At 68.1% G+C, this 15,540-nt stretch carries 14 protein-coding genes; 9 read left to right on the plus strand and 5 right to left on the minus strand.

The window, feature by feature from the left end; genetic code table 11:
* The first annotated feature begins 159 nt into the window (after nt 1–159).
* Together ASF06_RS18210 and ASF06_RS18215 are read left to right on the plus strand one after the other, a co-directional pair.
* Complete coding sequence (locus ASF06_RS18210; RefSeq protein WP_055950440.1) at nt 160–1,866, plus strand: AMP-binding protein; 1,707 nt, start codon at nt 160–162, stop codon at nt 1,864–1,866.
* A 66-nt stretch (nt 1,867–1,932) separates the two neighbouring features.
* A complete protein-coding gene (locus ASF06_RS18215; protein ID WP_055950443.1) occupies nt 1,933–2,112 on the plus strand; it encodes a hypothetical protein in 180 nt (59 codons plus the stop codon).
* A gap of 19 nt (nt 2,113–2,131) precedes the next feature.
* Here the strand turns inward: ASF06_RS18215 and ASF06_RS18220 are convergent, their stop codons facing one another.
* The gene (locus ASF06_RS18220) at nt 2,132–3,628 is read right to left on the minus strand and encodes an SDR family NAD(P)-dependent oxidoreductase (RefSeq protein WP_055930613.1); all 1,497 of its coding nucleotides are present in this window, start codon (nt 3,626–3,628) and stop codon (nt 2,132–2,134) included.
* A 47-nt stretch (nt 3,629–3,675) separates the two neighbouring features.
* Here ASF06_RS18220 and ASF06_RS18225 point away from each other — a divergent pair, with 47 nt between their 5' ends.
* The gene (locus tag ASF06_RS18225) at nt 3,676–4,143 is read left to right on the plus strand and encodes an NUDIX hydrolase (RefSeq protein ID WP_055950449.1); all 468 of its coding nucleotides are present in this window, start codon (nt 3,676–3,678) and stop codon (nt 4,141–4,143) included.
* 23 nt (nt 4,144–4,166) lie between these two features.
* Here ASF06_RS18225 and ASF06_RS18230 read toward each other — a convergent pair whose 3' ends face one another.
* Both ASF06_RS18230 and ASF06_RS18235 read right to left on the minus strand, forming a co-directional pair.
* Nucleotides 4,167–4,601, minus strand: a complete 435-nt coding sequence (locus ASF06_RS18230; protein WP_055950452.1) for a DUF3592 domain-containing protein — start codon at nt 4,599–4,601, stop codon at nt 4,167–4,169.
* Between the two features lie 18 nt (nt 4,602–4,619).
* Nucleotides 4,620–7,040, minus strand: coding sequence for an ATP-dependent DNA ligase (locus ASF06_RS18235; RefSeq protein ID WP_055950455.1), 2,421 nt, complete (start codon nt 7,038–7,040; stop codon nt 4,620–4,622).
* A 71-nt stretch (nt 7,041–7,111) separates the two neighbouring features.
* On the opposite strand from ASF06_RS18235, the gene ku reads away from it, so the two are divergent.
* From ku to ASF06_RS18255, 4 genes are read left to right on the plus strand one after another with little or no spacing between them, the layout of a single operon-like run.
* Nucleotides 7,112–8,029, plus strand: coding sequence for a non-homologous end joining protein Ku (gene ku / locus ASF06_RS18240; RefSeq protein ID WP_055950458.1), 918 nt, complete (start codon nt 7,112–7,114; stop codon nt 8,027–8,029).
* A gap of 9 nt (nt 8,030–8,038) precedes the next feature.
* A complete protein-coding gene (locus tag ASF06_RS18245) occupies nt 8,039–9,193 on the plus strand; it encodes an acyl-CoA dehydrogenase family protein (RefSeq protein ID WP_055950461.1) in 1,155 nt (384 codons plus the stop codon).
* On the plus strand, nt 9,190–9,699 hold the full coding sequence (locus tag ASF06_RS18250; RefSeq protein ID WP_055950464.1) for a gamma carbonic anhydrase family protein: 510 nt from the start codon (nt 9,190–9,192) through the stop codon (nt 9,697–9,699). The genes ASF06_RS18245 and ASF06_RS18250 overlap by 4 nt, the downstream gene beginning before the upstream one ends.
* Nucleotides 9,686–10,909, plus strand: coding sequence for a glycoside hydrolase family 3 N-terminal domain-containing protein (locus ASF06_RS18255; RefSeq protein ID WP_055950467.1), 1,224 nt, complete (start codon nt 9,686–9,688; stop codon nt 10,907–10,909). Before ASF06_RS18250 ends, ASF06_RS18255 begins: the two co-directional genes overlap by 14 nt.
* 21 nt (nt 10,910–10,930) lie before the next feature.
* Here the strand turns inward: ASF06_RS18255 and ASF06_RS18260 are convergent, their stop codons facing one another.
* Both ASF06_RS18260 and ASF06_RS18265 read right to left on the minus strand, forming a co-directional pair.
* Nucleotides 10,931–12,067 (minus strand): bifunctional 2-methylcitrate synthase/citrate synthase, encoded by a 1,137-nt coding sequence (locus ASF06_RS18260; protein ID WP_055950470.1) that lies wholly within the window; start codon nt 12,065–12,067, stop codon nt 10,931–10,933.
* A 78-nt stretch (nt 12,068–12,145) separates the two neighbouring features.
* Nucleotides 12,146–13,006 (minus strand): DUF4349 domain-containing protein, encoded by an 861-nt coding sequence (locus ASF06_RS18265; protein WP_055950473.1) that lies wholly within the window; start codon nt 13,004–13,006, stop codon nt 12,146–12,148.
* A 111-nt stretch (nt 13,007–13,117) separates the two neighbouring features.
* Here ASF06_RS18265 and ASF06_RS18270 point away from each other — a divergent pair, with 111 nt between their 5' ends.
* Both ASF06_RS18270 and ASF06_RS18275 read left to right on the plus strand, forming a co-directional pair.
* The gene (locus tag ASF06_RS18270) at nt 13,118–14,101 is read left to right on the plus strand and encodes an aldo/keto reductase (RefSeq protein ID WP_055950479.1); all 984 of its coding nucleotides are present in this window, start codon (nt 13,118–13,120) and stop codon (nt 14,099–14,101) included.
* Nucleotides 14,102–14,200: 99 nt separating this feature from the next.
* The gene (locus ASF06_RS18275; RefSeq protein WP_055950482.1) at nt 14,201–15,505 is read left to right on the plus strand and encodes a hypothetical protein; all 1,305 of its coding nucleotides are present in this window, start codon (nt 14,201–14,203) and stop codon (nt 15,503–15,505) included.
* Nucleotides 15,506–15,540: the final 35 nt, after the last annotated feature.

Below are 15,540 nucleotides of genomic sequence, written 5' to 3' on the forward strand. Positions count from 1 at the left end.
CTCTGCGCCGATGGTACTGCAAGGGGGACCTTGTGGGAGAGTAGGACACCGCCGGACTCCTATTACACGAATGGCCACCCCACACGGGGTGGCCATTTCTCGTTTAACCACGAATGCCCGCAGAGCACGACCGTCTTCAGGGACGGGTAAAGTCGTAGGGTGCTCAGAGTAGAGAATCATCCCGAATCACCCCGACCATGGCTCGCGAGCTATCCGTCCGGACAGGACTCCGACATTCCGGAGATCACCTTCCGCTCGATTCCGGAACTCGTCGCGGCCACGTGCGAGAAGTTCGGCGATCAGCCGGCGTTCTCCAACATGGGGCACGCACTGTCGTTCCGCGAGGTCGACCAGCTGTCCGACCGCATGGCCGCGTTCTACCAGAAGGAACTGGGCCTGGTTCCGGGTGACCGCATCGTCATCCAGCTGCCCAACCTGCTGCAGTTCCCTGTCGCGATGTTCGGGGCGCTGAAGGCGGGGCTCGTCGTGGTCAACGCCAACCCGCTGTACACCGCCCACGAGCTCAAGTCGATTCTCGTCGACTCGGGTGCCGTGGCCATTGTCGTGCTCGAGAACTTCGCCGTGACACTCGATCAGGAGATCGGGGGCACCGACATCCGGCACGTCATCCTGACATCCGTGGGTGACCTGCTGCCGCTGCCTCAGCGCGCCTTCACCAACTTCGCCGTGCGCTACGTCAAGAAGATGGTTCCCGCTCACTCGCTGGCCGGAACGATCTCCTTCCGCGACGCCCTCAGCAGGGGAGCGCAGCTCGTTCTCGACGCTCCGAGCCTCGCCCCCGAAGACCTGGCCTTTCTGCAATACACGGGCGGCACGACAGGCGGCACGAAGGCCGCCATGCTGACGCACCAGAACATGCTGGCGAACCAGTTCCAGATCATGGGGCCCATTCGCGTAGCGTTGCAGGAGGGCGCGGAGACGGTCATCGCCGCTCTTCCGCTGTACCACGTGTTCTGTCTGACGGTGAACTGCCTGGGCTTCTTCCACTTCGGGGCGCACAACGTGCTCATCACGAATCCCCGTGAGACGGATGCCCTCATCAAGACCGTCGCCAAGTACCGCCCGAGCGTCCTGATCCTCGTGAGCACACTCGCTGCCGCCCTGCTCGACAGGCCGAACTTCGACACGCTCGACTTCGCTCCGCTGAAGCTGAGCGTGGCCGGCGGCATGGCCCTGCGCACTCAGGTCGCCGAGGAGTGGGAGCGGCGAACGGGCACGCAGATGGTGGAGGGGTACGGCTTGACCGAGGCGTCTCCCGTCGTATCGGTCAACCCTACGGTCGGAACAGCGCGCCTCGGCACGATCGGTCTTCCTCTGCCCTCGACCTACGTGGAGATCCGAGACGATGACGATCGTGCCGTTGCGCTCGGCGAACGCGGCGAGCTGGTGATCTCCGGCCCCCAGGTCATGAAGGGCTACTGGAACAAGCCGGAGGAGACCGCGAAGGCGATCGGGCCCGACGGATGGCTGCACACCGGTGACGTGGCGATCATGGATGCCGACGGCTACGTGACGATCGTGGACCGCATGAAGGACATGATCGTCGTGGGCGGCTTCAACGTGTATCCGGCAGAGGTCGAGGAGGCCGTGCTCAGCGATCCCCGGGTCAAGGAGGCTGGCGTCATCGGCGTGCAGGACGAGCACTCGGGCGAGACCGTGAAGCTGTTCGTGGTGCGCCAGGATCCGTCGCTGACCGAGGCCGACATCCGCGGGTACCTCAAGGAGCGTCTGGCCGGCTACAAGCGCCCGAAGTACATCGTGTTCCGTGACGAGCTGCCCAAGACGAACGTGGGCAAGATCCTGAGGCGCGAGCTGCGTGAGCCGGAGGACTCGGGCTCGCGATAGTCTGGGAGAACAGTCTTTTTCACGTGGCGCACGCGGTGCCGCCCCGACCGAACGGTAGTTGTTTCCATGAGAGTGATCGTCTTCGTCCTGTGCCTGGCTGCCTTCGTCGCCGGGATGGTTGTGATGGCGTACGCATTCGATGGTGAGGGCGGATTCATCGGGGAAGTGTTCGTGGGCGGCGTGCTGCTCTCGTCGGCCGCGGTCTTCGTGCCCATGAGCGTTCTGCGGTGGCTCGACCGCGCCTAGCGCCGCCCGCCCGGCGCCGTTACCAGGCGGCGGGCTTGTAGTCCTTCAGGAAGACGCCGTGCAGGTCAACGCCTGCCTCGCCCTGCACGATCGGGTCGTATACCCGGGCCGCGCCATCCACCAGGTCGAGCGGGGCGTGGAAGCCCTCCTCCGCCAGCCGCACCTTGGTGGGGTGGGGCCGCTCGTCGGTGATCCAGCCGGTGTCGACACTGGTCATCAGGATTCCGTCGTTCTCGAGCATCTCGCCGGCACTGGTGCGGGTGAGCATGTTCATCGCCGCCTTGGCCATGTTCGTGTGCGGATGCCCCGGGCCCTTGTAGCGACGGCCGAACTGGCCCTCCATGGCCGAGACGTTGACGATGTAGGTGCGTCGCGCGGGGGACGCCGCGAGCACGGGGCGCAGGCGGCTCACCAGGATGAACGGCGCGGTGGTATTCGCGAGCTGAACCTCGAGCATCTCGAGCGGGTCGACGTGCTCCACATTCTGGGTCCAGCTGTTGACGTCGTGCAGGTCGGGGACGAGGCCGCCGGCGTCGATCGCGGTTCCGGCCGCGAGTCGGTCGAGCGAGCTCGATCCCGGCGCCATCGCGAGGCTGGTCAGCTCGGACGCCGTGAGCTTGTCGGCGACGAGCGCGGTCGATCCGAGGATGGGGTGCGCGGCCACCGAGGCCGCCAGCGCCTGCGGGTGCGGATCGTTGGTGTGGCCGAAGGTGACCAGCTCGGGCAGGGGCCTGTCGGTGGGCAGCGGCTCCAGTTCGGCGTCGGTCAGCGGTGCGTACGACCCGGGGGAGCGCTTGACCGTCTGGGCGGCGTTGTTGATGAGGATGTCGAGGGGCCCGTCGGCGGCGACAGCATCGGCGAGGGCGATGACCTGGGCCGGATCGCGCAGATCGATGCCGACGACCTTGAGCCGGTGCACCCATTCGGAGGCGTCGGGAAGGCTGGAGAAGCGGCGAACGGCGTCGCGCGGGAAGCGGGTCGTGATCGTGGTGTGCGCCCCGTCGCGCAGCAGACGCAGAGCGATGTACATGCCGATCTTCGCGCGACCGCCCGTGAGCAGCGCCCGCTTGCCGGTGAGATCGGTGCGGGCATCCCTCTTCGCGTGGCTCATGGCCGCGCAGTCGGGGCAGAGCTGGTGGTAGAACGCGTCGACCACGGTGTAGTGCTGCTTGCAGATGTAGCAGGCGCGCGACTTGAGCAGCGTGCCGGCCGTCGGCGCCTCGGTGGCCGTGGCGAGCGGGATGCCCCGGGTCTCGTCGTCGATGCGATCGGATGCTCCCGTGGCGGTGGCGGCCACGACGGCTCTGTCGGCCGCGGCGATGCGGGCTCGCTTCTCCTGCCGGCCGTGGTTCTTGACGGCCTTGAACATCTTGGCTGTCGCGCGTCGCACGGCCACGAAATCCGGATGCTCCTGCTCGAGTGTGTGCAACTGCGCCAGCACCCGAAGGGTCACCTCGAGTTCGTCGGCGGTGAAGCCGCTCTGCGGCGCTTCGGGGTGCGGGGGGAGGTCTGTCATAACCGGTCGATTCTACCCGCGCGCGCTCGGCACCATAGTCTCGTCTTATGGCGACTCCAGATTTCGTATTGGCCCTGCGCGAGAAGATCGGCAACGCTCCTCTGTGGCTCTCCGGCATCACGGCCGTGGTCACGCATGAGGGCAGCGTGCTCATGGTGCGGCGTGCCGACAACGGCGCCTGGACTCCTGTCACGGGCATCATCGATCCCGGGGAGCAGCCCGCAACGGCGGCGGCCCGAGAGGTGCTCGAGGAGGCAGGGGTCGTGGCCGTCGCCGAGCGGCTCTCCTGGGTGCACACCCTCCCGATGCTGACCTACGAGAACGGCGACCAGTCCGAGTACCTCGATCTCACGTTCCGCATGCGCTACGTCTCCGGCGACCCCTATCCGGCCGACGGAGAGAACACCGAGGCCCGCTGGTTCGCGCTCGACGCCCTGCCGGAGATGTCGCTCGACATGCGCACGCGCATCCGGTACGCCCTCGACGACATCGAGCCCGCGCGCTTCGAGCTGTAGAGCGGTCGAGCTGGAGCGCGCCGCTACTCGACGACGGCGATCACGATCGACAGCACGACGCTGAGCACTCCGACGCCGAGGAAGATGTAGCCGAGCAGGCGCAGCAGGTGCCCTTCCCTGTGCGCGGGGTCGGTGCGGGCCTGGTCGGGGCGTCTCGGGTTGACGAAGACGGTGACGTCGTCGCCCTCCTCGAGATGGGCCGTCTCCTCGGTGTCTGCGGGCAGCTCGTAGAGGTGGCCGTCGTCGCCCAGCCACCGGAAGACGTGGGCGGCCGAGTCGTCGCCGCCCGGCGCATCCGGGATCGGTTGGCGAGAGACGATCACGGCCATGGTCTCGGTCCAGCCGCTGAACGCGAGTCGGCGAACGTAGCCGCCGATCAGCAGCGGCACGCCGATGATGAGGCCCACCCATGACAGCACCTCCAAGACGAGCGAGGCTGCGTCGAGGGGTGTGGTCATGGAATCGATTTTAGGGGTCTAGGCGGGCCGAGGATCTTCGATCACGACGTCGTCGGGTTTCTTGTCGACGCGCCACCCTCGCCAGACCGGTTGGCGCAGGCGGTTCGTCGACGTCCACTCCGCGAACTCCACCTCGCCGACGTCGGACGGGGTGACCCAATGGGCGTCGCGCGCATCGGCGGCAGGAACGTCCTCGGCGGGCGAGGTCTTGCGCTCCATGCGGGAGAACTTCGCCTGCAGCTCGGCGAGGTCCCGCTCGCTGAACCCCGTTCCGACGCGTCCGGCGTAGCGCAGCGCGCCGTCCTGAGGAACGGCCAGCAACAGGGAGCCGATGGTGTTCGCTCGCCTGCCCGCCCCCGGCCTCCAGCCGACGACCACGACCTCCTGCGTCTTGTGGAGCTTGAGCTTGACCCACGCGGGCGAGCGCTTGCCCGGCCTGTAGGTGGAGTCGCGCTTCTTCGCCACGACGCCCTCCAGATGGAGCTCTGCGCTCGCGGCGAGGGCCTCGTCGAGGTCGCCCTCGTAGGCGGGCGGACACTGCACGAGCGACGAGGTGTCGGTCTGCACGATTTTCTCCAGCGCCTCGCGTCTGAAGTCGTATCCGCGGGAGACGAGCGACTCCGTGCCCCGTTCGAGCGCGTCGAAGACGAAGTAGTGGGCCCGCGTCTGGTCGATCGCGCGCTCGACCTCGGCCTTCTTTGTGAGCTTCATACGGCCCTGGAGGCGTCCGAAATCGGGCCGGCCCCGGGAATCGAGTGCGACGATCTCGCCGTCGAGCACGCAGTCGACAGAGGCGTCCATCGAGTGCGCCACGGCCTCGGCGATGTCGGGGAAGCTGCGGGTGAGGTCGTTGCCGTTGCGACTCGTGAGCCGGACGGCGCCGCCCTCGACCCGGGCGATCGCGCGGATGCCGTCCCACTTCATTTCCAAGGCCCAGCCCGCGGGCGAGTCGTCGGCACGCACCGACTCCGCTGTTCCCAGCATCGCCAGCATGGGAGACAGGGGTGCCTGCTTCGCGACCGGATGCGACGGGCCCGGCTGCTGCACCGGGTCCATCAGGTGGATCAGCCAGTTGTTCTCCGCCCGGCCGCCGCCCCCGGTGTGGATGAGCGCGAACCTGCGCGGCTCGCCGAGCCCCGACGGCTTCGTGCCGGTCAGGGTGGCGATCACCTCTTTTCCGTCGCGCCATTTCTCGAGTTCGTAGGTGCCGGCATCCCAGATGCTCACCTCGCCGCCGCCGTACTCGCCGGCCGGGATCGTGCCTTCGAACGAGCCGTAGGCGAGCGGGTGATCCTCGGTCTGCACGGCGAGGTGATTCTCTGTCTTCGAGGTCGGCACACCCTTCGGGAGGGCCCAGCTCACGAGCACACCGTCGTGCTCGAGTCGGAAGTCGTAGTGCAGCCGCCGGGCGTGATGCTCCTGGATGACGAACGACTGCCCTTCCGTCGGCTGTGCGGCCTCACTGGGCACGGGCTCGGGCGTCTTGGATGCGTCGCGCTTGCGCCTGTAGGTCGCGAGCCGGTCGGTCGTGGGCTCCAGCGCGTCGAGGTGCCCCTTCACCAGGTCGGCCAGCGGATCACCTCGGCGCTTCACTCGCCGCAGCACCTCCTGGAAATCGAGCTGGGCGAGAGACGGGCTGGCCAGTTCGCGCCAGGTGCGGGGAGCTGCGACCATCGGATGCGAGCGGCCCCGCAGCGAGTACGGCGTGATCGTGGTCTTCGACCCGTTGTTCTGGCTCCAGTCGACGAGCACCTTGCCGCGGCGCAGTTCCTTCTTCATGTCGCTGACGATGAGGTCGGGATGAGCGGCCTCGAGGGCGCGGGCGAGTTCGTGGGCGACCGCGGAGACCTCGTCGGAGGTCTGCCTGCCATCGAGGGCGGCGTAGAGGTGGATTCCCTTCGACCCGCTCGTGACGGGCATAGGGTCGAGCCCCATGTCGCGCAGGATCGCGCGGGCCTCCCTCGCGACCTCCGCGCACTCCTGCAGGCCGGCACCCTCTCCGGGGTCGAGGTCGAGCACGAGGCGGTCGGGGTTCTTCGCCTCGCCGGTTCGGGCGAAGCGCCACTGCGGAACGTGGATCTCGAGGGCCGCGATCTGGCCGAACCAGGTGAGGGTGGCGAGGTTGTTGACCAGGGGGTAGTCATTCGAGTGGTTCTTGTGCTCGATCGTGCCGCGCGGAATCCAGTCGGGTGTCGAGTCGTCGAGGTTCTTCTGGAAGAACATCTCGCCCGGATGCTCGTCGGTTCCGACGCCGTTGACCCACCTCTTGCGTGTGGCGGGCCTTGCTCGCGAGTGCGGGATCAGCACGTGGGCGATCGACGCGTAGTAGTCGAGCACCTCGCCCTTCGTCGTGCCCGTCTCGGGGTACAGCACCTTGTCGAGGTTGGTCAGGGTGAGGCGCTGTCCGCCCACCGACACCACCTGTTTCGTCGCGCTCATGCTGACATTCTCCTCACGCCCCGGGGGTCAAGGGCTAGTGCTTGCGCCGCAAGAGGAGTTCACTCGTCTCTATGAGAGCGATCTGGAAGGGCGCCGTCACGTTCGGCCTCGTGAACGTGCCGGTCAAGGTGTACGCCGCGACGGAGGACCACGACGTCGCGCTGCACCAGGTGCACGACGAGGACGGCGGGCGCATCCGGTACCAACGACGCTGCGAGATCTGCGGCAAGGTCGTGGACTACGCCCACATCGACAAGGCGTACGACGACGGCGAACGCACCGTCGTTCTCACGGGCGACGACCTGGCGAGCCTGCCCGAGGAGAAGAGCCGTGAGATCGATGTCGTCGAGTTCGTGCCGAGCGACCAGATCGACCCGATCATGCTCGACCGCAGCTACTTCCTCGAACCCGATTCCTCGTCGGCCAAGTCGTACGTGCTGCTGCGGCGCACTCTCGAGCAGACCGACCGCACCGCGATCGTGCACTTCGCCCTGCGCCAGAAGACGCGACTCGGAGCTCTGCGGGTGCACGGCGACGTTCTGATGCTGCAGTCCCTGCTCTGGTCGGACGAGGTGCGCGAGGCGACGTTCCCCGCGCTCGACGAACGGGTGCGCATCACCGCGAAGGAGCTCGAGATGTCGAGCGCACTCGTCGACAGCTTCGCCAGCGACTTCTCGCCCGAGGACTTCACCGACGACTACCAGGAGCAGCTGCGAACGCTCATCGAGGCCAAGCTCGAGCAGGGCGAGACTCTCGACACCGAGGCGACGTTCGGCGAGCAGCCCGAGAAGGAGACCGGTGGCGAGGTGATCGACCTCATGGAGGCGTTGAGGCGCAGCGTCGAGCGAAACGCCGCGAAGAAGACGTCGACGAAGAAGACATCGGCGAAGAAACCTGCGGCCAAGAAGAGCCCGACCACGAAGACCCCTCCCGCGAAGAAGCCCGCTGCGAAGAAGGAGCCCGCGGCCGAGAAGAAGCGCCGGGCGTAGTGTGGGTGGGTGTCCTCCCCGCTGATCCCCGACGACGTGATCGAACGCATCCGTTCGCGCGCAGCCGGCTACGACCGTGACAACACCTTTCCCCACGAAGACCTCGACGAGCTGACCCGCCTCGGCTACCTGCGCCTGTTCGCACCGGCCGCGCGCGGGGGGCTCGGGCTGGGCCTGGCCGAGGTGGCCCGCGAGCAGCGTCGCCTCGCCGCGGCCGCGCCCGCCACGGCCCTGGCCATCAACATGCACCTCGTGTGGTCGGGGGTGGCGAAGGCGCTCCACGACCGAGGAGACGACTCACTGGCCTTCGTGCTCGACGAGGCGGTTCAGGGCGAGATCTTCGCGTTCGGCAACAGTGAGGCGGGCAACGATCTGGTTCTTCTCGACTCGCGCACCCGCGCCGACGCCCACCCCGACGGCTCGTACTCGTTCACGGGGCGCAAGATCTTCACCTCGCTGTCGCCGGTCTGGACCAGGCTCGGCGTGTTCGGGCGCGACGACACGAGCCCGGATGCGCCGAAGCTCGTGCACGCGTTCATCGACAGGGCCGCCGACGGATACCGCATCGACGAGGACTGGGACACGCTCGGCATGCGCGCGACCCAGAGCCACACGACGATCCTCGAGGGAGTGACGGCCCCGGCCGACCGGGTGTTCCGCCGCATCGCGCCGGGGCCGAGCGCAGACCCGCTGGTCTTCGCCATCTTCGCGAACTTCGAGGTGCTCGTCGCCGCCGTGTATGCCGGCATCGCCGACCGTGCGCTCGAGCTCGCCGTCGAGGCGGCCCACCGCCGCACGAGCCTGAAGTCGGGAGGCCGACCCTACGCATCCGACCCCGACATCAGGCATCGGGTGGCCGAGGCGGGAATCGCGCTCGACGCGCTCGCGCCGCAGATCGACCGGATGGCGCAGGACGTCGACGGTCTCGTCGACCACGGTGCCTCCTGGTTCGCGAAGCTGGTCGGGCTCAAGGTGCGTTCGACCGAGACCGCGCGGCTCGTGGTGGACCAGGCGATTCGAGTGACCGGCGGCTCGGCCATGTCGAACTCGAGCGAGCTGGGGCGCCTCTACCGCGACGTGCTCGCCGGGCTGTTCCATCCGTCCGACGACGAGTCCGCCCACGCGACTGTCGCCAACTCACTGCTGGGGCCGGTGGCCGAATGAGTCTCCTATCGTTCGACGGCCACGCGCCGCAGCCGGCCGAGACGACCTGGCTCGCCCCCACGAGCACCGTCATCGGTCGGGTTCGGCTGGGTGCCGACAGCAGCGTCTTCTTCGGCGCCGTGCTGCGGGGCGACTCCGCCGACATCACCGTGGGGGAGCGCAGCAACCTTCAGGACAACGTCGTGGTTCACGCGGATCCCGGTTATCCGACTCTCGTCGGCGACGGGGTGAGCGTGGGACACGGCGCGGTGCTGCACGGCTGCACGGTCGGAGACGACAGCCTCGTCGGCATGAACGCCACGGTCCTGAACGGCGCAGTGGTCGGCGCGAACTGCCTCATCGCCGCTGGAGCGGTCGTTCTCGAGGGCACTGTCATTCCCGACGGCTCGCTGGTGGCCGGAGTGCCGGGCAAGGTACGGCGCGAGTTGAGCGCAGACGAGCGCGAGGGCATCCGTGCCAACGCCAGGCACTACGTCGAGCTCTCCCGGGCCTATGGTGCGTCGTAGTCTCGCCACGCTGCCCGCCGTCGCCTGTCTCGCTCTGCTCCTGACCTCGTGCACGTCGTTCCCGGGCGGCCCGTATGCAGGAGCGGACACCGGGCCGGCGCCGGCGCCATCATCGTCGTCGTCGTCGTCGGCGACGCCCGAGCCTGCGGCCGCCCAGCCCGCGCCATCCGTCGACGAGCTGACGGCCCAGTACGTCGCGGTGCGACTCGACGCGATGACCCTGCAGCAGAAAGTCGCCTCGATGTTCATCGTGCGCGCGCCCGGTGTCGACGGGCCGGCGTGGCAGGCCACGGTGTCGTCGAGGGGACTGGGAGGTCTCATCCTCATGGGGGACAACGTGCCGGCGACACCGGAGGAACTGGCCGCCCTCACGGCCGGCGTCTCGTCGGGCGGCGCGGGCCTGGCTCCGCTGATCGCCATCGACGAGGAGGGCGGTGACGTCACACGGTTGCCCTACGACGGCTTCGCCGGCGCCGACACCCTGTCTGCCGAGCCCGAGTCATCGACGCAGGACGCGTTCACCGGTAGGTCGGAACTGCTCGCCGCATCCGGCGTCTCTGTCAATTTCGGCGTCGTCGCCGACGTCACGGCCGACCCCTCCTCGTTCATGTTCAGCCGGGTGCTCGGCGGCGATGCCTCGGCAGCGTCGCCGCGGGTGGCGGCCGCCGTGGCCGGCGAGAACGGTCGCGTCTTCAGCACGCTCAAGCACTTTCCCGGTCACGGTGAGACGACGGGCGACTCTCATTCCAGCGTGCCGCAGAGCGACGTCGACCTGGGCGGATGGCGCGCACGGGATGCGCCGTCGTTCCAGGCCGGCATCGACGCCGGTGCCGAACTCGTGATGTTCGGCCATCTGGCCTACACGCCTGTAGACGCGCAGCCCGCGAGCCTCTCCGCAACCTGGCACTCCGTGCTGCGCGACGAGCTGGGCTTCACGGGCGTGACGGTCACCGACGACATGGGCATGCTCGAGGCCTCAGGGATTCCCGAGTACGCGAATCCCGACGAGAACGCGATCAGGGCCGTGGCAGCCGGCAACGACCTGCTGCTCTACGTGACCCCGGGAGACGTGGACGCGATGATCGCCGCGGTCGTCGGCGCCGTCGAGTCGGGCCGGATCGACGCGGCAATCATCGACGACGCGGTGACCCGCGACCTCGAGCTGCGGCGCGAACTCTGGTTGCGCCAGCACCCGGAACTGTCGTTCTAGGACCTCAGCAGGTGCTGATCGTCAGCCCTCGACGTGCCGTTCGTCGGGGCCCGAGTAGGCGCTCAGCGGGCGGATCAGTGAGTTCGAGGCACGCTGCTCCATGATGTGCGCGGTCCACCCCACGACGCGGCTCGCAACGAACAGCGGAGTGAACGTCTCGGTGTCGAAACCCATGAGGTGGTACGCCGGGCCCGACGGGTAGTCGAGGTTCGGCAGGATGTTCTTGCGTGCGGTCATGGTCGTCTCGAGCGCGTCGTAGAGGGCGCCGAGGTCGGGACGGTCGTAGTGCTCGAGGAGCGCGTCGAGGCTCGTCTTCATCGTCGGCACGCGCGAGTCGCCGTGCTTGTAGACGCGGTGGCCGAAGCCCATGATCTTGCGCTTCTCGGCGAGGGCCGTGTCGAGCCACGCGGCCGCCTTGTCCGCCCGGCCGACCTCGTCGAAGGTGTGCATCACTGCTTCGTTGGCGCCACCGTGCAGCGGGCCCTTCAGCGCGCCGATGCCGCCGACCACCGCCGAATAGAGGTCGGCGAGCGTCGAGGTGATGACCCGGGTCGTGAAGGTCGACGCATTGAACGAGTGCTCGGCGTACAGGATCATCGACACGTCGAACGCATCGACCACGACCAGCTCGGGAACGTCGCCGAAAGTCATGTGCAGGAAGTTCGCCGAGTAGCCCAGATCGTCGCGCGGCTCGACGACATCGTCGCCGTGGCGTCGCCTCTGGTCGTAGGCCACGATCGCCGGGATGCGCGCGTAGAGGCCGATCGCCTTCTCGAGCTCGGCCTCGGGCGAGTCATCGGATGCCCGGGGGTCGCTCGCGCCGATGACGCTCACGGCCGTGCGCAGCACGTCCATCGGATGCGCCGTCAGCGGCAGCTCGTCGATGATGCGTCGCACGGCGACGGGCAGGGCGCGCTGGGCCCGTTCGAGACGCTCGAAGTCGGCGAGCTGCTCGTCGGTCGGGAGCTCGCCGTGCCACAGGAGGTAGGCGACCTGCTCGAAGGAGCAGAGGGCGGCCAGTTCCTGTACGGGGTAGCCGCGGTACAGCAGGGAGTTGGTCTCGGGATTGACCTTGGAGATGGAGGTCGTGTCGACCACAACCCCGGCCAGGCCCTTGTGGATGCGAGGTTCTTCGGTGGTGGCGGGTGAATCTGACACGGTGAGCTCCTTCGCAAGACGGCGGTGTCCTCCAGATCGGAGGGCGCCGCCGCCATGCTATCGAACGTGGGTGTCAGATCAATCGGTCGAGGGAGGGGGAGTGGGAGTGGGGGTTCGTCGGGATGCCACACGGACGATGATGACCGTGACCGCGGCGAGCACCGCGAGCACGAGGAGCCAGGGAAGGGCGACACCGATCGCGACGAGCCCGCCACCGAGGGCGGTGAGGAGCGAGTTCCAGCCCACGACGAGGCCGCCCCAGAAGTCTTTCGGCCCGCCCGCGGGCACGGCGCCGGATTCATAGAGCTGCAGGTCGATCGTCGAGTAGGCGACCTGGTCGGCCAGCAAGTCGCGCTGCGCCTTCAGCGAATCGAGGTCCGCCTGCCGAGTCGAGATCGCGGTCTCCAGCGTGATCAGATCATCGATGTCGGTGGCGGCGGCCATCAGGTCGAGCAGACGGTCGACCGATCCCTGCATGGCCGTGATTCGGGCATCCAGATCGGTGGTCTGCGAGGTGACGTCAGTCGACGAGATCGACACCGACTCGACCGTGCCGAGTTTCTTCAGCTCGTCGAGCGTCTGGGTGACCTGGTCTTCGGGCACCCGGATCGTGAGCTGCGCGCTCGCGGACTGGGATCCGGTACCGGCCTGCTCGGATCGGTTGTCGATGTGTCCGCCGTGCGTCTCGACCACCTCGGCGGCATCGGCGCTCGCGGCGGCCGGATCGCTGACGCTGATCGAGACCCAGCCGGTCGTGATGACCTGCGCATCCGCCTGCACGGAGCCGTCTTCGGCGGTGCCCGAGGCCGACTTGTCCTGCTGCGGCGACACGGGCCGTCCTCCCTCGGATGGGGAGGACGTTCCAGAGGAACTCGAGCACCCGGCGAGAAGCAGGAGTGCGGCGGCCGAGGCGACGGCGGTGAGCGCGAATCTCTTCATGACGCTCACGCTAGGGACGGTTGTCTGGGAGCGGAGTGAGCGAGACCCGATGGTTACGCTCTCGTTATGGCCCCGTTATGGGCGGGCAGCCGCACCGCCTAGGCTCGGCGCATGGACTATCGCACCCTCGGACGAACTGGACGAACCGTATCGAGCATCGGACTCGGCACCTGGCAGCTCGGAGCGGACTGGGGTGACGTCAGCGCAGCCGAGGCCCACGCCGTTCTCGACGCCGCCGTCGAGTCGGGAGTCACCTTCTTCGACACCGCCGACGTCTACGGAGACGGGCGCAGCGAACAGCTGATCGGGGAGTACCTCGAGGCGCATCCCGACAGCGAGGTGACCGTCGCGACCAAGATGGGCCGCCGCGAGGCGCAGGATGCCGAGAACTTCACGCTCGAGAAGTTCCGCGAGTGGACCGATCGGTCGAGGCGAAACCTCAACGTGCAGACGCTCGACCTCGTGCAGCTTCACTGCCCACCCACCTCGGTCCTCTCCTCCGATGCCGTCTACGACGCTCTCGATACCCTCATCGACGACGGCGTCATCGCCAACTACGGAGTGAGCGTCGAGACGTGCGACGAGGCACTGGCGGCCATCGCGCGGCCCGGCACCGCCACGGTGCAGATCATCCTGAATGCGTTCCGGCTGAAGCCGCTCGATGCCGTTCTTCCGGCTGCGCTCGAGGCCGGCGTGGGGATCATCGCCCGCGTGCCCCTCGCATCCGGTCTGCTCAGCGGCCGCTACACGGCCGACACGGTCTTCGCCGCCGACGACCACCGCACCTACAACCGCGACGGCAGCGCCTTCGATGTCGGCGAGACCTTCTCCGGTGTCGACTTCGCTTCCGGCGTCGCTGCGGCTCAGGAGTTCTCCGCGCTCGTTCCCGACGGCACGACTCCCGCCGCGGCCGCCTTGGCCTGGGTCGCATCGCGCCCCGGTGTAGGCACCGTCATTCCGGGAGCGCGCAACGTGGCGCAGGCCCGGGCGAATGCCGCTGCCGGTTCGGTGGGATACCTCGGCGAGGCATTCGAAGAGGGCGTGACGGGCATCTACGACCGGTACTTCCGCGAGGCCGTGCACGGGCGTTGGTGACAAGCTGCTGGGCGTGAGCGCCCGGCGGCGTGTTGCTGCACGCCGGTCTCCGTGCTCAGGGCTACTTTCGTAGGCGGCCCCACGAGAACGAGGACACCGGTGAACAGAGTACGTCGCACGAATCGCACGGTCACGGCACTGGTCGTCACCGCCCTGCTCGGGGCGAGCGTTCTTTCCGGAGGCGCCGCGCAGGCCGACGAGTATCCGTCGTGGGACGACGTGCAGGCGGCGAAGGCCAGCGAATCGGCCAAGCAGTCCGAGGTCGACGAGATCACGCAGCTCATCGCCCAGTTGAAAGACGAGGCGACCCAGGCCCAGCAGCAGGCCGATGCCAAGTGGACCCTCAACGAGAAGGCCCAGAAGGCGCTCGAAGACGGCCAGGCGACGGCCGACTCGCTGGCAGACCGTGCGGCGGCACTTCAGGCGTCGGCGGATGCGTCGAAGAAGCAGGCCGCACAGCTCGCGGCCCAATTCGCCCGGCTGGGCGGGGGTGAAGACGTCACGACGATGCTGATCACCGACTCGTCGAGCGAGAGCGATGACCTTCTCGGGCGGCTCGGCTCGTTGAGCAAGCTGAGCGAGACCGTCTCGGGCGTCTACGCGACGGCCGAGACCGAGAGCAACGATGCCGCCGCCATGAACGACCAGGCGCAGGTGGCGAGGGATGCGCTCGCCGCTCTCGCGGACACGGCCGCGTCGGCGCTCGCCGACGCTCAGGCCGCCCAGAAGGCGGCGGTCGGAGCGGTGAACGCCCAGACGTCGCATGAGTCGGAGCTGCAGGCCCAGCTCGCATCGCTCACCCAGAACGTCGCCACGACCGAGGCGGACTATCAGGCCGGAGTCGCTGCGGCCGCGGCGGCGGCGGCTGCTGCGGCGGCCGCTGCAGCGTCAGCGGGCTCGGCTCCGGGAGCCCCGATCTCCGACGACGCCCAGGCCCTCGCCCTGGAGCTGGTCGGAGACATCCAGGCCGGACGCCTGACGGGCTCCGACCCCGATCACCTGCCCGAGATCGAGTGGATCGCCGCCGGCCAGTCGGTGGGCAACTGCGGAATCGACACGCAGATCCTGGCGGCCATCGTGGTGGCCGTGCGAACCTTCGGCAGCGCGGGAGTCAGCGACATCAATCGCAAGTGCACCGGCCAGATCGAGGGCGCCGGCATCTATTCGGCGCACTACGTCGATGGGGGAGGGCACGCCGTGGATTTCAATCGTCTCGGCGGAGAGGGTCTCTCGGGCGCGGACGAGAACTCCCTGCGGCTCATCCAGGTGCTCGACACCGTGATGCCCTCGGGCTCCGGCCTCGGGCAGCGGCAGTGCCGCATCGCCGCCGGCAACGAGCCCGAGCTGTCGAACTTCTCCGACTTCGCCGATACCTGCACGCACCTGCACATCGACGATCTGTAGAGTCTCGGCGCTGCCCCTTCGACAGGCTCAGGGAA

The organism is Agreia sp. Leaf244 (assembly GCF_001422695.1).
Taxonomy (GTDB): domain Bacteria; phylum Actinomycetota; class Actinomycetes; order Actinomycetales; family Microbacteriaceae; genus Agreia.